Below are 17541 nucleotides of genomic sequence, written 5' to 3' on the forward strand. Positions count from 1 at the left end.
CGCCGCCGCGCCCCGGCCGTCCGGGGGGAGCAGCAGGTTCCCCGGCCGTCCGGGGAACAGCAGTTGTCAGGACGCGGGTACGCCGGGGGCGGCGCCGCGCTCCTTGAGCATGTCGGTCATCAGCTCCATCTCGGAGGTCTGGGCGACCACCATCGACTGGGCGAGACGCTTCTCGACGTCGTTCTTCGCCAGGTCCACATAGCCCTGGGCCATCTCGACGCCGCCCTTGTGGTGCTCGATCATCAGCTGCAGGTAGTACACCTCGGCGTCCCGCCCGCTGAGTGAACGCAGCTTCGCCATCTGGGCGTTGGTGGCCATGCCGGGCATCAGCGAACCGTCGTGGGCGGCGTAGTCGTGGTCCATCTTCATCCACGCCATCGGCTTGGCGGTCGAGTGCTGCGACAGCCCCCACTGGTCGAGCCAGCCCGTCATCATCCCGCGCTGGTTGGCCTGGGTGTTGATGATGTCGAAGGCCAGGGTGCGGGTCGGCTCGTCGCCGGTGCGGTCCCGGACGATGAACGACAGGTCCACCGCCTGCTGGTGGTGGGTCGCCATGTCGCGGGCGAACCCGGCCTCGGGCGAGTCGTCCGCCGGGACGGCCACCGAGGCCGTGCCGGAGGCCGACGTCCCGCTCGCCACCAGGGCCGGCACCCCGAGGGCCAGCGCCACCGCGGCGGCCAGCGCGGCCGGCCACCACAGCCGCCGACGGCCGGGACGGGCCGCGGGCTCCCCGGTCGCGTCCGCTTCCGGCGCGTCCGGTTCCGGAACGTCCGCCGCCGAGGCCTCCTCGGGGCGGGTCGCGTCGGCGGTCACATCTGCCCCATGGTGCAGGAGGCGCCCGGCTCCTGGGTCTGCTTGCCCTGGACGTACTTGGTGAAGAACTGGTTCACCCGCGGGTCGCTGGCGCTGTCCACGACCAGCTGGGTGCTCCAGGCGTTCAGGGTGATGGTGCCCTGCTCGTCCGGGTAGGGGCTCATCAGCGAGTACGGGGTGTTCTTGACCTTGTCGGAGAGGGTCTTGATGTCCTCCGGGGTGGCCTTGCCGTTGTACGTCACCCAGACCGCGCCGTGCTCCAGCGAGTGGACGGCGCGCTCGTTCTCGACCGGCTGGTCGTAGACGTGGCCCATGCAGTCCAGCCAGACCGCGTTGTGGTCGCCGCCGACCGGCGGGGTCATCGGGTAGTTGACCTTGTCCTTGACGTGGTTGCGGCTCAGGTCGCCGAAGGTCTTCACGCCCGGGATGTCCGCGTTGGCGGCGGCCTCCCTGTCCTTCTTCTTCTGGTTCTGGTCCATGACGATCCAGGTGCCGGTGGCGATCGCGCCGATCACCAGCACACCGGCCGCGACCGAGGCAATGACCTTGTTACGGCGGTCGCGGCGCTGCTCGGCGGCGCGCAGCTCGGCGATGCGCGTACGGCGGTCGGCGACGTTCTTGCCGCCGGGCTTGCTGGACTGCTTCGAGGCGGAACCCATGATGGTTGTCCTTGTCCCCGCCGCGCACGGCTGGTGGCGACGGCGGTCGGCTGTGGTGGAGTGGGGCGGACCCGCCGGCGGGCAGCGTCGGCGGTGGGTTCCGCTCAGGACCGGTGGACCTGGAGTTCGTGCAGATCGGGCGCCGGGTGCGGGCCGTCCAGCAGTCCCGCGGGCACCACGCGGGGCAGCGCCTCGGGCGTCGGCGCGGTGAGCGGTGAGACGGCGGGCTGCGGTTGCGGCGGCGGGTTCGGCAGTTGCGCGTCCTGCGGGCAGAACGGGTGGCTGGAGCAGCCGTTGTCGTGCGGCGGCTGGCCGTCGGCGGTGCACAGGATCCAGTGGTCCTGCTCCACGGCGAGCCGCTGGTGGCGCTGGGACGCCCTGGCGGCGTGGCCGGCGTGGGGCGTGGCCGTGGTGGCCTCGGCGGCGCTGACCACCGACACGGCGCTGACCGGGGCCGGCGCCGGATGGACGGGAGCGTCCAACGCGCTCGACTGGCCCGCGCAGGGCAACGCCGTCAGCAGGGCGACCAGCAGCAGGACCAACAGCGCACCCGCCGGGCGGCCCGCCGGTGCGGCCCTCCCCGGTCGGGGCGAGCTGGGGGCCGACGCGGTCATGCGCACATTTAATCAGCCGAACGGGTGAAGCGATGCCCCTCCGCGGCCCCCATTTTCGGCGGCCCATGCCCCGCAATGTCCAGGAAACGCCCTGCTCGGGGCACATCCGGCAAGCACGGACGGAACGGAAGCGGACGGCGTGCTGACGGCTCCGCGACCGCCCGGCCACCGCCGCGCCGCCGCCCCGTCGCCACCCGGCCGCGCCTCGGCGAACCGGCTGGTGAGCGCGGTGGCCGGGATGATCCGGTCGGTGACCGGTTGTCGCCGAAACCCGGACAGCGTCGTTGCACTCGGAGACAATGACGCCAGTCCGGCCCCGCCGGGGGCGGCGCGACCACGGACCGACCAGGAGCCGCCAGATGAGCAAGCAGGGTGCACCCGCACAGCCGCCCCGGCCGGGCGACGGCTGGTGGGACACGGTCTACGACGGCCCGGCGGGCACCCTCCCCGACACCCCGCACGCCGACCCTGGCGACGGCACCGTGGACGACTGGTTCGACACGGCGGTCGGGCTGATCGGGCAGCAGCGCACGGCGGAGCCGGAGCCGGAGCGGGAGCCGGTACCGGTACGGGAAGCCGTGCCGGAGGCCGTCGCGGAGCCCGCGCCCGCGTCGGAGCCCGAGCCTGCGGTGGCGCGGGACAGCATCGACGACTGGTTCGACACCGCGATCGGCGTGATCGGGGGGACCGGGGGGACCGGGGGAACCGACGGGCTGGGGCGCCAGCGCACCTCGACCGAGACCCACCAGTTTCCCGCCCCGTCCTTCGCCTCCGACGCGCCCCGGGCGGAGCGCGCGCCCGAGGCTGAGGCCGTGCCTGCGTCCGAGGCCGCGCCCGTGCCAGCGGCCGATGCCGACCAGGCCGAGCCCGAACCGCTGGCCGAGCCCGAACCCGAGGAGCCGCCCACCCCGGTCTCCCTGGAGAAGGCCGCCCCGGCCCCCGCCGCCGAGCCGAAGCCCGAGCCCGCTCCCGGAGCCCCGGCCGCCGAGGAACCCGCCCCCGAGCCGGAGCCCGTTCGCGAACCGGAGCCCGAGCCCGCCCCCACCCCCGAACCCCCGGCCGCCACCAAGCCCCCGGCCGCCACCAAGCCCCCCACCCCCGAACCCGAGCCCGACCACGCCCCCCAGCCCGACCCCGAACCCGCACCCGCCGTCCCCGACCCCCGCCTGGCCATTCGCACCCAGCGTGCCGAAACCGACCCCGCCGTCCCGCACGTCGGCGAGCGCCCCCCGACCTACGGGCCCGAGCCCACCGTCGTACCGGAGGCGGACCCCGGCTCGCTCGGCGCGGTCGTCCCGGACACCGCGCTGGACGGCGCCCAGTACGGGAACACCGTGCTGCGCGCCGTCTCCGTCCGGGGCGATTCGGCCCGCTACCGGGGCGAGCCGCGCCGCGACAGCCTGCTGGTGGCCAGGTTCGGCGACGGCCCCGACGGGCTGCTGCTCGCCGTCCTCGCGGGCTTCGACCGTATGGGCGGCGCCGAGGAGGGGGCGCTCACCGCGGGGGCCGTCGCCGCCGCCACCGGCGAGGCCTGTCGTCAGCTCGCGGCCGCGATCGGGCGCAGCCGGGCGGGCCTGGCCGCCGATCTGCGCGACGGCGCCCGGGACCGGCTGCGTTACGGCCTGCAGCGCCTGGCCACCAGCGCCGCCGCCCCGCTGCGCGCGCTGGCGCCCCGGGCCGAGGGGGACGACGCGCCGTCCCCGGCCTCGCTGCACTGCCTGATGCTGTCGCTGGACCCGGCGGCGGGCTACCGCGCGGCCTTCGGCGTCGGCCCGGGCGGGCTGTACCTGTTGCGCTCGGGCCACTGGATCGACGCCTACGCGGCCCGGCTGCTCCACCACCCGGACGGTCAGCCGCCGGTGCCGGACGCCCCGGTGCCGGATCCGCGCCCGTTCCGCTTCCGGCTGGTTCCGGCCACCCCCGGCGACGTCCTGCTGCTCTGCACCCAGGGCCTGGCCGCCCCGATCGCGGACGAGCCCGCCGTGGCCCACTTCCTGTCCGCCCACTGGGCGCACCCCCACCCGCCGGGCACGGTCGACTTCCTGCGCCAGGTCCAGGTCCGCGCCAAGGGCTACGCCGACGACCGTACGGCGGCCGCGGTCTGGACCGAGTGAGCCGGTGCCTGTGCGCCAGAAGTCGGCCGGTCCGACTTCTCGTGCGGGTGGGCCGCAGTCGGTGCCTCAGGCCCGCAGCAGGATGGTCGCGACCGCGGTGGCCTGGTCGAGGGCGGCGGGCCGGTCGGCGTCGGGCAGGCCGATGGCGATGGGGACGGCGAGGCCGTCGAGCAGGGAGCGCAGTTGGAGGGCGCGCTCGGCCGCGGGGCCGGGGGTGAAGTGGCCGGCGGCGGTGCCCTCCTCGATGAGGGCGACCAGGTCGGCCTGCCAGGGGGATTCGATCTCCTGCTGGCCCTGGCGAATCTCGGCGCTGGCGGGGGAACGGCCCCACACCTCGACCCAGAGGATCCAGCGCGGATCGCCGGGCCCCTCGGGCAGGTAGAGGCGCAGGTAGGCGTCGAGGCGCTGCCAGGGGTCGAGGGCGTGGTCGGCGAGGGCCTCGCGGCGGCGGGCGCCGAGCTGGTCCTCGCTCCAGCGGAGGGTCTCCAGCAGCAGCTGGTCCTTGCTGCCGAAGTAGTAGAGCAGGTGTCCGGCGCTCATCTGGAGCTGCTTGCCGAGCCCGGCCATGGTGAGCTTGGCGAGCCCGTGTTCGGCGATCGCGGCCCGGGCGGTGGCGAAGACCTCCTCGCGGGGGCGCGCCGACCGGCGCGGGCGGGCGTCCGCCATGTGCAGTGCTCTCCCTCGGTGGTGCGGAGCTCAGAAGGCTACCCGGGCGGGAGCGCGCGGCTCCCGCCCGGGGCGGACGTCAGAGCGCCTTCGGCTGCTGCTGGGTGATGCAGTGGATGCCGCCGCCGTTGGCGAAGATCTCCCGGGCGTCGACGAGTTCGACGGTGCGGCCCGGGTAGGCCTTGGCGAGGATGTCGGCGGCCTCCTGGTCGCGCGGGTCGGCGAAGGCGCACAGCACGACGGCGCCGTTGGCCACGTAGTGGTTGATGTAGGAGTAGTCGACCGGCTCGCCGTCCTCGTCCAACAGGACGGTGGGGGCGGGAAGTTCGATGACCTCCAGCGGGCGGCCCTGGGCGTCCGTGGCGGCGCGCAGGACGGCGACCAGCTCCTGGCAGACCTCGTGGTCCGGGTGGGACGGGTCGGGCTGGACGTGGGCGACCACGACGCCGGGGCGCACGAAGGAGGCGACGATGTCGATGTGGCCGCGGGTGCCGAACTCGTCGTAGTCGCGGGTGAGTCCGCGGGGCAGCCAGATCGCCTTGGTGGTGCCGAGGAAGGCGTGCAGCTCGGCCTCGACCTCCTCCTTGGTCCAGTCGGCGTTGCGGCCCTCGCCGAGCTGGACGGTCTCGGTGACCAGCACCGTGCCCTCGCCGTCGACGTGGATGCCGCCGCCCTCGTTGATCAGCCGGGAGGCGAAGCGCTGGACGCCGGTCAGCTCGCCGATGTGCTCGGCGATGTGCTGGTCCTTGTCCCAGCGGGCCCAGGACTGCGCGCCCCAGCCGTTGAAGATCCAGTCGGCGGCGGCGACCGAGCCCTTGCCGTCGATCAGGAAGGACGGGCCGATGTCGCGCATCCAGGCGTCGTTGAGCGGGCGCTCGACGATCTCGACCTGCTCGGAGACGTACCGGCGGGCGTCTGCCGTCTCACCGGTGTTGACGATCAGCGTCACCGGCTCGTAGCGGACGATGGTGTCGGCGACGGCGGCCCAGGCCTCGCGGGCCGCGTGCAACTGCTCGGGGCCGTCGAAGGTGGGGTTGGTGGTCGGGAAGGCCATCCAGGTGCGGTCGTGGGGGTGCCACTCGGCGGGCATCCGGAAGCCGAGGGAGGCGGGCGTGGGGGTGGTCATCATCGGGTCCTTGAGGGGGAGGATCAGAGGAAGTAGAGGCGGCTGAGGGAGACGCTGTCGGCGGGCTCGGAGCGCAGCGGCGAGCCGTCCAGTGAAACCAGTCCGGTCTCGGTGACCTCGACCTGGCCGAGGCGGGCGTTGCGCACCATGTCGCGCGGCCCGATGCCGCGGGTGCCCCGCACGCCGACGCGCCGGCGGCGGGTGGGCAGCCCGTCGGCGGGGCGGTCGAGGTAGGCGCCGTCGGCGGCGGCCTGGGCGACGAAGGCCACCGAGATGTCGGCGGCGGTGGCGCCGTGGGCGCCGAACTGCGGCCCCAGGACGAGCGGTTCGCAGCGGTCGGTGGAGGCGTTGGGGTCGCCGACCACACCGTACGCGGGGAACCCGGACTTGAGGACGAGCTGCGGCTTGGCACCGAAGTGGTCCGGGCGCCAGAGCACGATGTCGGCGAGCTTGCCGACCTCGATCGAGCCGACCTCGTGGCTCAGGCCGTGCGCGATGGCCGGGTTGATGGTCAGCTTGGCGATGTAGCGCAGCACGCGCTCGTTGTCGTCGCCGCTGTCGGTGGTGCCGTACGAGCCGGTGCCGTCCAGCGGGCCGAGTTCGGCCTTCATCTTGCCGGCCATGGCGAAGGTGCGGCGCACCGTCTCGCCGGCCCGGCCCATGCCCTGGGCGTCGGAGGAGGTGATGCCGATGACCCCGAGGTCGTGCAGCACGTCCTCGGCGCCCATGGTGCCGGCCCGGATGCGGTCGCGGGCCATCGCGGCGTCGCCGGGCAGGTCGACCTTGAGGTCGTGCGCGGAGACGATCATGCCGAAGTGCTCGCCCAGCGCGTCCCGGCCGAAGGGCAGGGTGGGGTTGGTGGAGGAGCCGATGACGTTCGGCACGCCCGCCATCTTCAGCACGTTGGGGACGTGACCGCCGCCGCAGCCCTCGATGTGGAAGGCGTGGATGGTCCGGCCCTCCAGCACCCTCAAGGTGTCCTCCACCGACAGGCACTCGTTCAACCCGTCGGTGTGCAGGGCGACCTGGACGTCGTACTCCTCGGCGACCCGCAGCGCGGTGTCCAGGGCGCGGGTGTGGGCGCCCATGTCCTCGTGCACCTTGAAGCCGGAGGCGCCGCCCTCGGCCAGCGCCTCGATCAGCGGGGCCTCGTCGGAGGACGAACCGCGGCCCAGGAAGCCGATGTTGACGGGCCAGGCGTCGAAGGCGTTGAACGCGTGACGCAGCGCCCAGGGCGAGTTGACGCCCACGCCCCAGACCGGGCCGAACTCCTGGCCGATGATCGTGGTGACGCCGGAGGCGAGCGAGGCCTCCATGATCCGCGGCGAGAGCAGGTGGACGTGGGTGTCGATGGCGCCGGCGGTGGCGATCATGCCCTCGCCGGAGACGATCGTGGTGCCGGTGCCGACGACCACGTCCACGCCGTCGAGGGTGTCCGGGTTGCCGGCCCGGCCGATCGAGGCGATCCGGCCGCCGATCAGACCGATGGACGTCTTGCGGATGCCCTGGACCGCGTCGATCACCAGCACGTTGCTGATCACGACGTCGCAGGTGTCGCGGACGGCGGCGGGCTTGAGGTGCAGGCCGTCGCGGGCGGTCTTGCCGAAGCCGGCCAGGAACTCGTCGCCGGGCGCCTGGGAGTCGGACTCGACCCGGACGATCAGGCCGCTGTCGCCGAGCCGGATCCGGTCCCCGGCGCGCGGGCCGTGGACGGAGATGTAGTCGTGGGGGCTGATAGCCGTCATGAGGGCACCTCCGCGTCGTCGAAGCTGGTCAGGTAGCCGGTCGCGCGGGCCTTCGCGAGGGCGCTCTCCTTCGCGCCGGGCGCGTCCAGGGGCCCGTCCACGAGCCCCGCGAAGCCGATCGCGACCCGCTCGCCGCCGATCGGCACCAGGCCGACCTCGACGGTGGCGCCCGGGTCGAAGCGCACCGAGGAGCCGGCCGGAACGGCCAGGTGGGTGCCGTAGGCGGCGGCGCGGTCGAAGGCCAGGCGCGGGTTGGCCTCGAAGAAGTGGAAGTGCGAGGTGACCGAGATCGGCACCCCGGCGGTGTTGTGGACGGGGATCAGCAGCGTCTCCTCGACCGGGTCGTAGCCGGCGCCGTCGCCGATCAGCGCGCCGCCGGGGGCCTCGTCGCCGAGTGAGCCGGCGCCCTTGAAGGGGTCGTTGACGACGGCGAGGCGGGTGCCGTCCTCGAACACGGCCTCGACCTGGACGACGGTGACCACGTCCGGCACGCCGGGCAGCACGTCATCGGCGGTCAGGACGGAGCGGCCGGCCTCGATGGCCTCGGCCAGGCGGAGGCCGTCGCGGGCGGCCTCGCAGACGGTGTCCGCGATCAGGGCGGTCGCCTCGGGGATGTTGAGGCGTACGCCCCGGGCGCGGCGGGCGCGGGCCAGCTCGGCTGCTGTGAAGATCAGCAGCCGGTCCCGCTCGGTGGGGGTCAGTCGCACGGTTCCTCGCTCGCTCGTCGCCGGGAGGGGGCCGGCTCGGGGCCGGGGGGCTTATGGGGTGATGTTCGGACCATCGTTAGAACGTCGTTCAAACATCTCGGGGCCATTGAACCCGGACCGGGCCGCCCTGTCCAGCGTTCCCGTTCCGACCGGGTCCGGCCTGTCGGGCGGGCGGCGGGGGTGAGGGCGGGGTGTCCGGCGGCGGCGAGGCCGGGTTGTGCGGGACCGGCCGTGCGACGGTGAGGGGCCTGGCGCGCGGCGGTGGCGGTGGCGGGGGCGCGGGTCCGGGCGCGCGGTCCGGGCGCGCGGTCCGTACGGGCGCCGGGTGTGCGCGGGATCGGGTGGGGGCGGCCTCGAAAACTGCCTCTGCGCTTCGCAAACCTGTCCGGCGCGGGCAGTTGGATCACGTGAACCTCCCCGTGCCCCTTTCACCCCACGTGATCGGACGCACACTGTTGCAAACGCCGTCAACTGGGCATGAGGATGGGTGGTCAGAACGAGGGGGCCACCCGGCCGGCGGGGGATCCGGAGGCGGGGGCCCGGATTTGAGGGCGGGGGCATGTGTTGATGGACGGTCAGTCGCGATTCCCGCGGCAGCGGACGGGTTCGGGCGACGCCTACCGGGCCGGGCAGGCCCAGGGCCCGGCCGCCGGCACCGGGACGACCGTGTCGGGCGCGTCCGCGCCCGGCTGTGCGTTGCACCACCGGCTGCACCTGACGCTCGACCCGGCCGACCTGGTCGCGGTCGGCGCGGTCCGGCACCGGCTGCGCACGGCGCTGAGCCGCTGGGGGGTGCCGGAGCTGTCCGACACCGCCGAGCTGCTCTCCTCCGAGCTGGTCACCAACGCGCTGCTGCACACCGGCAAGGGCGCGGTCTTCGACGCGGTGCTCGGTTCGGACAGCCGGCTGCGGGTCGAGGTGCAGGACGGTGCGAGCCGGCTGCCCGGACGCCGCCGCGATCCGGACGCCGAGTACGCGACCTCGGGGCGCGGCCTGCTGCTGGTGGAGGCGCTCGCGGACTCCTGGGGGGTGCAGCTGAGGGGCGACGGCAAGGTCACCTGGTTCGAGCTCGCGATGCCCTGAGTCCCGCCGTGGGTCCCGTTCCGTACCGACCGCCGGCCGATCGTCGGACCGCTCGTCGGACCGCTCACTGCGCCACCACTCGTACCCGCCGTCCACACGATTGTTCGTCATCGATTGATCCGTTCCCGAAGCAAGCCCTGAACGGAAGGCGGAACGCAAGATTTCCGGCCCGTTGCCATTGCCGCTCGGCCGAACATTGGCCAGGATGGTGGGAATGTGTGTCCACGTGCGGGAAAGCAGCGGGGAGACCGAACCTCGACTGACCACCGTCCGTCGGCACCGTCCGATCCAGCACGACCCATCACATCGCCACGCGGCCCGTCCGGACGGTCGGCGCGGTCCGCCACGGCAGCGGCAGGAGCAGCATGCCCACTGAGCCCGAGTCGCCGGGGCCGGCGCTTCCTCCCGGCGCGTCCGCCGTGGAGCCGCTGCCAGCCGCCCGCCCGCCCGCGCAGGCCTCCCGCCGGAACCCGCTGCGCACGCCCTCCGGACGGCTGGCCCCCGTACTGTCCGGCGGACTGCCGCCCGCCACGGCCGACTCCATGCCGGACTGGCTGGAGCCCGCGATGGCCGCCAACGGCATCGGCTCCTTCGACTGGGACATCCGCCGCGACATCCTGGAGGGCGACCAGCGCGCCTGCGCGATCATCGGCCTGGACGACGTCGAGCGCGGCCGCTTCGACCGCACCGCCGCCTCCTTCCTGTCCCTGCTGCACCCCGAGGACGCGCCCGTGGTGCGCCGCCGGGTCGAGCGCGCCGTGACCGAACTGGGCCAGTGCGGCGCCTACTACCGCACCGTCGGGCCGAACGGCAGCATGCGCGCGGTGCGCTTCCGCGGCCGGGTGCTCGCGGACGCCTTCGGCCGCGCCTCCCGGATGGTCGGCTTCGTCTGGGACGCCACCGTCGAACTGCACAAGCGCGACCGCGCCGACCGGCTCGCCCTGCTGCGCGAGGAGCGCTCCCGCTTCATCAAGGAGGCCGCCCGTGCCCTGTCCGAGGCCGTCACCGTCCGGGACGTGGCCCGGGTCTTCACCGAGCTGCCGCTGCCCGGACTGCCGCCGGACGGCCTGGTGCTCGCCTCCTTCGAGGCCGGCCGGGCGCAGATCCTCGGCGCCTCCGGCTACCGCTCCGAGGCGCTCGCGGTCTGGGACCGCGCCGTGCTGCCGCCCGGCCACCCGGCCGCCGAGGCGCTGAAGCACCGCGCCCCGGTCTTCGTCTCCAACCGCGAGGAGTTCCGCGAGCGCCACGCCGACGTCTGGGAGCAGATCAGCCGCACCGGCCGCGGCTCCTGGGCCTACCTGCCGCTGGTGGCCAGCGGCCGGGCGATCGGCGTCTGCGTGGTCAGCTTCGACGACGAGCGCGAACTGGACGCCGACGAGCGGACCCTGCTGACCACCCTGGGCGGGTTGGTCGCCCAGTCGCTGGCCCGGGCCCGGCTGCACGACGCCGAGCACGAACTGGCGGCGAGCCTGCAGCGGGTGATGCTGCCGCGCACCGTCCCCTCCATCCCCGGCGTGACCACCGCCGTGCGCTACCTCGCGGCCGGCTCCGGCCTGCAGATCGGCGGCGACTGGTACGACGTGGTGCCGCTGCCCGGCGGGCACGTCGGCCTGGTGATCGGCGACGTCCAGGGTCACGACGTGCACGCCGCGGGCATCATGGGCCAGCTGCGGATCGCGCTGCGCGCCTACGCCGCCGAGGGCCACCCGCCCGCCGCGGTGATGGCCCGCGCCTCCCGCTTCCTCGCCGACCTGGACACCGACCACTTCGCGACCTGCACCTACGCCGAGGTCAACGTGGACTACGGCGTGGTCTACGCGGTGCGGGCCGGCCACCTCGACCCGGTGGTGCGCCGCGCGGACGGCACCGCCGCCGCCGTGCCGGTGGCCGGCGGGCTGCCGCTGGGCATCGACCCGGACCAGGAGTACCGGGTCACCCGGTTCAGCCTGGACCCGGGCGAGACCGTGCTGCTGTGCACCGACGGCCTGGTCGAGGCGCGCGGCATGGACCTGGACGAGGGCATCGGCCGGCTCACCCGCGCGCTCGCCCGTCCGCTGTCGGCCCCCGAGGAGTCGGTCCGCGACCCGCTGGAGGACCTGGCCGACCGGATCGCCTCCCAGGCCGCCGACTCCAGCGAGCGCGAGGACGACATAGCCCTGCTGCTCCTGCGCTGGGACGGCCCGGCGGGCGGGCTCACCACCCAGCAGCTGCGCCGCCGGATCGGCCAGGCCGACCTGGCGCGGATCGCCGAGGTCCGCGCCGAACTGCGCGACGCGCTGCGCCGCTGGGGCGTCGCCGAGTTCATCGACACCGCCGAGCTGCTCTCCTCCGAGCTGGTCACCAACGCCATCCGGCACACCGACCGTGACGCCATGTTCACCGCCCGGCTCTACCGCGAGTCGGCCTCGGACGGCGGCCGGGCCCGGCTGCGGGTCGAGGTGGAGGACGAGTCCGACCTGTGGCCCACCCGCCGCACGCCGGGGGAGCAGGCCTCCTCCGGGCGCGGCCTGATGCTGGTCGAGGCGCTGGCGGACGCCTGGGGCGTGGAGCCGCGCGGCTCCGGCAAGCGGATGTGGTTCGAACTCAGCGGGGCGAGCGCGGCGTAGATCCCGCCGGGTCGTCGTGGCCGTCGCCGTCCGGAGCCGTCCGGTCGCGCCGCGGTGGCAATCGTCCATGCGTCAGCGCAACGGGTGCGCGCGGCGGTCGCGTCTGCGAACCTGAAGGCAGGTCACGCGTCGCGGCGCGTCCCGGCAGCCGACGAGGGCGAGTGGCCAGGGCCCGCCGACGTGAGGCGGGCAGCCATGACCACCGTCGTACCCGAGGATCACGCCATGGTGTCGATCTTCCATCACCGCAGGGACGACCGAGCCGCCGAGTCCCCCACCCTGCCGCTGCCGCCCCCGCACCAGGAGTCGGCCGCGCCCCGCTACGCCACCGACGGCGCCGCCCGCCTCCCGCTGATCTACGTCCGCGGCTTCGCCGGCGGTACCAGCGGCGTCGACAAGCAGGTGGACGACCCCTTCTACGGATTCAACACCGGCTCGACCCACATCCGGGTCGGCGGCGACGGCGACCCCCAGTACTACCAGTTCGAGGGCCCGTTGCTCCGGCTCTTCGCCGACGACGGCTACCACCCGCTGACGGCCGGTGACCCGAGGGCCTACCTGCAGTCCTGCGAGGCCGGGTCGGTGGACCCGGCGACCGTCTGGATCCACCGCTTCTACGACTCCTCCGCCGACACCTTCGGCAAGCGGGCCGCCGACTTCGACATCGAGGCGGCGGCCCGCGACCTGTACGGACTCGTCCAGCTGGTCCGGGAGAAGACCGGCTCGGACAAGGTCGACCTGATCGCCCACTCGATGGGCGGCCTGATCTGCCGCAGCATGCTCCAGAAGTGGTCCCACGACAGCCTCGGGGACTTCCAGCCGACCGTCCCCGGCAAGGACCTGGTCGACAAGTTGTTCACCTACGGCACCCCGCACGGCGGGATCGGCTTCGCCGTCGGCGGCGGCCTGCTCGACGAGTTCATCGAGGACCTCGGCCCGGTCGGGTCCGACGTCTTCTCGCCGGAGATGATGTACGGCTACCTGGTGCCGGGGGTCGAGTACGGCACCGAGGCCCCGGACGGCTGGCGGGCCGAGCGGATCCCGCCCGAGGACTTCGACACCGACCGGGTCTTCTGCGTGATCGGCACCGACGCCGGCGACTACGGCCTGGCCCAGAAGGTGGTCGGCCCGCAGAGCGACGGCCTGGTGGCGATCGGCAACGCCTGCGTCGACGGTGCGCACCGCGCCTACGTCCACCGTTCGCACTCGGGCCGTTACGGCCTGGTCAACTCCGAGGAGGGGTACCAGAACCTGCGCCGCTTCCTGTTCGGCCGCAAGCGGGTGGCGGTCGCCCTCGCGGGCCTGGAGCCCGGCCCGCCCGCGACCGACGGCCGCCGGTCGTTCCGGCAGGGCGAGCTGCAGCTGTCGATCCGCGGACTGCCCGTGGTGACGGACCAGCAGTTGGCGGCGCACTACTGCCCGGTCGCGCTGGAGCCCGGCCCCGACGGCGACTCCGTCCCGCTCACCACCGTCTTCCTGCTCGATCCGCTGACCATGCCCGCCGACGGCACCGACGAGCCGGTCTCGCTCCCGTCTCGTTACGCGCTGCACCTGCGGGTCTCCCGGCTGGCCGAGGAGCACGGGGTGCTGTTCTGGCGCGACCACCTCGCCCAGACGGCGGACTGGGACGACGTCCTGATCGTCGACGTGGGGCACGAGAGCGACGACCCCAAGGGCGAGTTGCGGATCTGGGCGGCCTGGAACTCCGAGCTGCCCGGCGCGATCGCCGACCGGGACCCGGTCGGTGCCGGCCCGCTCGACCACGACCAGGACGCGATCGCCGTCCCCCTGCCGCCGAGCGCGGGCCGACTCCTCGGTGCCGGCGCGGCGGTCGTCCTCACGCCCGGCGTCTGGCACTGACCCCGGTGGAGGTGCTCAGCCGAACCGCCGTCAGCCGAGTCACCGTCAGCCGAACTGCTGCTCCAAGTCCTTGAGCTTGCGCTCCAGCGAGTCCAGCCGGGGCAGGGTGACGGTGTCCTCGTCCGTGGTGAGGTCGATGGTGCGCCGCTCCGGACGGGCCGGCAGGCCCGGCTGGACGACGGTGCCCTCGGCCGCGCCGACCTCACGCGGCCCGTCCTCGCGGGGCCCGGCGGCACCGGCCTCCGGCCGCTCCGCCCCGGGCCCGCCGGCTATGGCGGGCTCCGATCCGGACTCCAACTGCCGTGCGGCGCCGCCGCGTCCGCGCCAGTGGCCGCCGCTGCGGTTCATCGCCCGGATCTCGGCCCGCTCGCGGCGGCCCGCCAGCTTGCGGCGTTCCTTGTCCAGGGCGCGTTCCCGCTTGTCCTCGCGGACCTCGTCCACCGCCTCGTCCAGGCTGCGCACACCCTCCAGCAGCATCAGCGACCAGGCCGCGTAGGTCTCGCGCGGGGCGCGCAGCCAGCGGACGATGCGGATCTGCGGTAGCGGGCGGGGCACCAGGCCCTGTTCGCGCAGCGCGGCCCGGCGGGTCTGCTTGAGCGCCCGGTCGAACAGGACCGCCGCGGACAGCGACATGCCGGAGAAGAACTGCGGGGCGCCGGCGTGGCCGAAGCCGCGGGGGGCGTGCACCCAGTTGAACCAGGCCGAGGCGCCGGCGAACAGCCAGACCAGCAGCCGGGAGCCGAGTGCGGCGTCGCCGTGGCTGGCCTCGCGCACGGCCAGCACCGAGCAGAACATCGCGGCGCCGTCGAGCCCGAACGGGACGAGGTACTCCCAGCCGCCGGAGAGGCCGAGGTTCTGCACGCCGAAGCCGACCAGGCCGTGGAAGGACAGCGCGGCGGCGACGCCGGCGCAGCAGAACAGCAGCGTGTACGAGGCCGCGCCGTACAGGGATTCCTTGTGGCGGCGCCGTTCCTCGGAACGCTCCCAGGAATCCGCGCCGGCGGCGGGCGCGGATCCCCGGCTCCGGGCCAGGGCCACCAGGAGTGCGCTGACCAATAGCCCAGCAACCCCGGTGACGGCCCAGCCGAGCGGTATGTCGGACAATTTCATCGCCGGGACCAGCCTCGCTTTCCTGCGTCGCGTTCCTGCGTCGTGATGGCGGGGACCATCATGGCGGATGCTCGGCGGGGGAACGGCTGATTCGCCGTCAATGCGCTGAGGAGAGGGATTTCTGATCCGGCGGAAATCGCATTGTCGTATCAGTGTGATGCGAATTGTTCCCGAAATGACAGGCTTTTCGGATTCGGAATCGGACGGATTTCCGTCAACCCGGCATGACGGGCGGCGGCGCGGCTCGGCGCCGCCGGATCCGGGGGCAGCCGCCGCACATGTCCTCGGGCTCCACGGTGTACACGAGGCAGCAGCTGGCCCGGGCTCGGTCGGTGTCCGAAGCACCGGCCGCGCCCTCCGCCGGACCACCGGAAGCACCGGAGCGGCCGGGCGCCGGGTCCGCGAAACCGGCGCCCGGGGTGAAGGGGGCCGGGGCGGGAGCGGGGCACCGGCCCGCGCCGGGCGCGCACGCGGCGGGCTCCCCGGGGGCCAGGAGCGCGGTCAGCTCGGCGCGCGCCCGCTCCTGCTCGCCGAGCAGCCCGCCCGCGTACCCGAGCCCCTCCACCACCGCGTCGGTGGCCATCGCCCACAGCACCCGGGGCCCGCGCCGCACCTCCGGCCCGAAGGCGGCCAGCACCGGCCTGAGGAACTCGCCCAGCGCGCCGCGCAGTTCGGCGGCCAGCGCGGACTCGTCCGGTGCCGTACGGGCCTGCGGCGCGCCGGCCGCCGGGTCGTTCGGCAGACAGGCGAAGGACTCCGGGCGGACCGTCAGCTCGACGGAGCCCGGGCCCCGGCGCACCGAGACGTCCGCCGGGCCGAGCAGCGGCACGCGTCGCTCCAGGAACCACGGCACGGTGAACAGCAGCGAGACCGGCCAGACGAAGCGGTGCAGTCCGAAGCCGGCCGCCACGTCCGGGCGCAGCGGCCGCCGGTAGCGAGCGAGGCCCTGCCGGGCGTCGTGGGCGACCAGCTCGCGCACCGCCCCGGGGTCCGCGGCCAGGTCGGCGACGGTCAGCCAGCCGTCGCCGCGCCGGGGCGGGGCGCAGCGCACGCTCACGACCGGGGTGAGTACGGTCAGTCGGTGGTACGACGGCGCGCAGGGGGCGGGGGAGTCCGGCGCGGGGTCGTGGACGTGCGCCTCGGTGGTGCGGGGGGCGCGCGGCGCGGGGCCGGGCCGGGTGCTGCTCGCGGTCATGGGCGGGCCCCATCGGGTCGACCGGGGCCGCCGGCGGACCGCCCGGCGGTGCCCGGTCGTCACGGCGCCGGGCCCGGCCGGACCGGGGCACGGCGGTGCCCGGGGAACGGCAAGGCGACCTGTCCGGGGCACTGCTCACCCCGGACAGGTTAGGCTCACCTTAGCTGATTGTTCCCCGGGTCTCACGGGCGATGCGTCCGTCCGGGGGGAGGCCCCGGCGCACGGGCGGAGGTCGGGGGCGTGGCGGACAGCTGCCGTGCGAGCCAGACCGGCACCCCGCCCAGGGCGTGCACCAGCCGGGCGGCCTCGGCGCGCAGCCGCGCGGCCTCGGCGGGCTCGGACACCTCGGCGAGCGCCGCGAGCGCCGGAGCGACCCCCACGGTGAAGCCGAGTTGCTCGCGCAGCCGCAGCGAGGCGTCGAACCCCTCCCGGGCGTTGCCGCGCTCCCCGCGCGAGAGCGCCAGTGCGGCCAGGTGCCGCCAGGTGTAGGAGCGCAGCAGTTCGTCGCCGCGCTCGCCCGCGCCCTCGTGCGCCCGGCGGTAGGCGATCCAGGCGGCGCTGCGGTCGCCCAGCAGGTTCTCGGCGACCAGTCCGCGCCGGAAGTCCAGTAGCGGTCGGCCCGGTGCGTCCGGCGGCAGCAGGGCCGAGGTGCGGCCGAGTGCGGCCTGCGCCTCGTCGAGCCGGTCGCGCGGTCCGAGCACGCTCGCCAGGTACGCCAGGAAGCCGCGGGCGCAGGCGGCGGCCGCGCGTTGCTCGGCGCCCTCCGTCAGGGCCTCGGCCAGTCGTAGGGCCTGTTCCGCCTGGGGCCAGTGCGCGGCGGTGAACAGGCACTGCTCGATGAGGAGTTCGGCCCGTGCGAGGGCGGCCGTGGGGTCGTGTTCGGCGGCCGGGCGCAGCAGTTCGGCGGCTTCCTGCCAGCACCCCCGGGAGCGCAGCCGCCACACGGTGTCGCCCGGTTCCTCCGCCGCCGCCCGCCCCCGCCCGTGCGGATCGCCCGGGCCCCATCCGTGCTCCGACAACGCCACCTCCTTGTGTGCGCCATCCGGCATGGGCGCGGACCTGCCCTGAGGCCCGGCCGCCACGGTCCGTTCGCATGGTGACGGCAGGGCGAAAGGCCCACGCTGTGGCGGCAATTCAACACGGGGGTGAGCTTGTGCACCAGATCACGAGCGCAGGTTGTTGCTTTCGGCGGGGAAATGATCTAGTGGGGTGCGGGGTCGGTCGGTGCTCGGTCGGCGGGTGG

At 74.4% G+C, this 17541-nt stretch carries 14 protein-coding genes; 4 read left to right on the forward strand and 10 right to left on the reverse strand.

What is annotated here, in order from left to right; all coding sequences use genetic code 11:
• Positions 1-66 precede the first annotated feature (66 nt).
• The 3 genes from ACZ3UD_RS01550 to ACZ3UD_RS01560 form a co-directional block, all read right to left on the reverse strand.
• Entirely contained in the window at positions 67-699 is a 633-nt protein-coding gene (locus ACZ3UD_RS01550) for a DUF305 domain-containing protein (RefSeq protein WP_402940568.1), read from the reverse strand.
• A 110-nt stretch (positions 700-809) separates the two neighbouring features.
• Positions 810-1472 carry a DUF3105 domain-containing protein gene (locus ACZ3UD_RS01555; protein ID WP_465581040.1) on the reverse strand — a complete coding sequence of 221 codons (663 nt, stop codon included), beginning with the start codon at positions 1470-1472 and terminating at the stop codon, positions 810-812.
• A 104-nt stretch (positions 1473-1576) separates the two neighbouring features.
• Positions 1577-2086: a hypothetical protein gene (locus ACZ3UD_RS01560; RefSeq protein WP_465581042.1), complete on the reverse strand. Its 510-nt coding sequence runs from the start codon at positions 2084-2086 to the stop codon at positions 1577-1579.
• A 359-nt stretch (positions 2087-2445) separates the two neighbouring features.
• Between ACZ3UD_RS01560 and ACZ3UD_RS01565 the strand changes: the two genes are divergently transcribed.
• The gene (locus ACZ3UD_RS01565) at positions 2446-4200 is read left to right on the forward strand and encodes a PP2C family serine/threonine-protein phosphatase (RefSeq protein WP_465581044.1); all 1755 of its coding nucleotides are present in this window, start codon (positions 2446-2448) and stop codon (positions 4198-4200) included.
• A gap of 66 nt (positions 4201-4266) precedes the next feature.
• Here the strand turns inward: ACZ3UD_RS01565 and ACZ3UD_RS01570 are convergent, their stop codons facing one another.
• From ACZ3UD_RS01570 to ureA, 4 genes are all read right to left on the reverse strand, one after another.
• A complete protein-coding gene (locus ACZ3UD_RS01570; RefSeq protein WP_465581047.1) occupies positions 4267-4866 on the reverse strand; it encodes a TetR/AcrR family transcriptional regulator in 600 nt (199 codons plus the stop codon).
• Between the two features lie 79 nt (positions 4867-4945).
• Complete coding sequence (locus ACZ3UD_RS01575; RefSeq protein WP_465581049.1) at positions 4946-5995, reverse strand: agmatine deiminase family protein; 1050 nt, start codon at positions 5993-5995, stop codon at positions 4946-4948.
• Between the two features lie 20 nt (positions 5996-6015).
• Positions 6016-7737, reverse strand: a complete 1722-nt coding sequence (locus tag ACZ3UD_RS01580) for an urease subunit alpha (RefSeq protein ID WP_465581051.1) — start codon at positions 7735-7737, stop codon at positions 6016-6018.
• Complete coding sequence (gene ureA, locus ACZ3UD_RS01585) at positions 7734-8444, reverse strand: urease subunit gamma (RefSeq protein ID WP_465581053.1); 711 nt, start codon at positions 8442-8444, stop codon at positions 7734-7736. Before ureA ends, ACZ3UD_RS01580 begins: the two co-directional genes overlap by 4 nt.
• A gap of 567 nt (positions 8445-9011) precedes the next feature.
• Here ureA and ACZ3UD_RS01590 point away from each other — a divergent pair.
• The 3 genes from ACZ3UD_RS01590 (at position 9012) to ACZ3UD_RS01600 (ending at position 13993) form a co-directional block, all read left to right on the forward strand.
• Positions 9012-9527, forward strand: a complete 516-nt coding sequence (locus ACZ3UD_RS01590; protein ID WP_465581055.1) for an ATP-binding protein — start codon at positions 9012-9014, stop codon at positions 9525-9527.
• A gap of 365 nt (positions 9528-9892) precedes the next feature.
• On the forward strand, positions 9893-12133 hold the full coding sequence (locus ACZ3UD_RS01595; protein ID WP_465581057.1) for a SpoIIE family protein phosphatase: 2241 nt from the start codon (positions 9893-9895) through the stop codon (positions 12131-12133).
• Between the two features lie 195 nt (positions 12134-12328).
• Positions 12329-13993 carry an esterase/lipase family protein gene (locus ACZ3UD_RS01600; protein WP_465581060.1) on the forward strand — a complete coding sequence of 555 codons (1665 nt, stop codon included), beginning with the start codon at positions 12329-12331 and terminating at the stop codon, positions 13991-13993.
• Positions 13994-14038: 45 nt separating this feature from the next.
• On the opposite strand, the gene ACZ3UD_RS01605 is transcribed toward ACZ3UD_RS01600, so the two are convergent.
• The 3 genes from ACZ3UD_RS01605 to ACZ3UD_RS01615 all read right to left on the reverse strand — a co-directional run bounded on the left by ACZ3UD_RS01605 (position 14039) and on the right by ACZ3UD_RS01615 (position 17347).
• The gene (locus ACZ3UD_RS01605; protein WP_465581062.1) at positions 14039-15103 is read right to left on the reverse strand and encodes a DUF2637 domain-containing protein; all 1065 of its coding nucleotides are present in this window, start codon (positions 15101-15103) and stop codon (positions 14039-14041) included.
• Positions 15104-15317: 214 nt separating this feature from the next.
• Positions 15318-16298 (reverse strand): (2Fe-2S)-binding protein, encoded by a 981-nt coding sequence (locus ACZ3UD_RS01610; protein WP_465581065.1) that lies wholly within the window; start codon positions 16296-16298, stop codon positions 15318-15320.
• A 182-nt stretch (positions 16299-16480) separates the two neighbouring features.
• Positions 16481-17347 carry a hypothetical protein gene (locus ACZ3UD_RS01615; protein ID WP_465581067.1) on the reverse strand — a complete coding sequence of 289 codons (867 nt, stop codon included), beginning with the start codon at positions 17345-17347 and terminating at the stop codon, positions 16481-16483.
• Positions 17348-17541 lie beyond the last annotated feature (194 nt).

This window comes from Kitasatospora sp. NPDC023118, assembly GCF_055560875.1.

Coding starts and splice junctions, on each gene's coding strand:
- ACZ3UD_RS01555 (WP_465581040.1), bottom strand. CDS start 1,472: ATGGGTTCCGCCTCGAAGCAGTCCAGCAAGCCCGGCGGCAAGAACGTC.
- ACZ3UD_RS01560 (WP_465581042.1), bottom strand. CDS start 2,086: ATGACCGCGTCGGCCCCCAGCTCGCCCCGACCGGGGAGGGCCGCACCG.
- ACZ3UD_RS01565 (WP_465581044.1), top strand. CDS start 2,446: ATGAGCAAGCAGGGTGCACCCGCACAGCCGCCCCGGCCGGGCGACGGC.
- ACZ3UD_RS01570 (WP_465581047.1), bottom strand. CDS start 4,866: ATGGCGGACGCCCGCCCGCGCCGGTCGGCGCGCCCCCGCGAGGAGGTC.
- ACZ3UD_RS01575 (WP_465581049.1), bottom strand. CDS start 5,995: ATGATGACCACCCCCACGCCCGCCTCCCTCGGCTTCCGGATGCCCGCC.
- ACZ3UD_RS01580 (WP_465581051.1), bottom strand. CDS start 7,737: ATGACGGCTATCAGCCCCCACGACTACATCTCCGTCCACGGCCCGCGC.
- ACZ3UD_RS01590 (WP_465581055.1), top strand. CDS start 9,012: ATGGACGGTCAGTCGCGATTCCCGCGGCAGCGGACGGGTTCGGGCGAC.
- ACZ3UD_RS01595 (WP_465581057.1), top strand. CDS start 9,893: ATGCCCACTGAGCCCGAGTCGCCGGGGCCGGCGCTTCCTCCCGGCGCG.
- ACZ3UD_RS01600 (WP_465581060.1), top strand. CDS start 12,329: ATGACCACCGTCGTACCCGAGGATCACGCCATGGTGTCGATCTTCCAT.
- ACZ3UD_RS01605 (WP_465581062.1), bottom strand. CDS start 15,103: ATGAAATTGTCCGACATACCGCTCGGCTGGGCCGTCACCGGGGTTGCT.
- ACZ3UD_RS01610 (WP_465581065.1), bottom strand. CDS start 16,298: ATGACCGCGAGCAGCACCCGGCCCGGCCCCGCGCCGCGCGCCCCCCGC.
- ACZ3UD_RS01615 (WP_465581067.1), bottom strand. CDS start 17,347: ATGCCGGATGGCGCACACAAGGAGGTGGCGTTGTCGGAGCACGGATGG.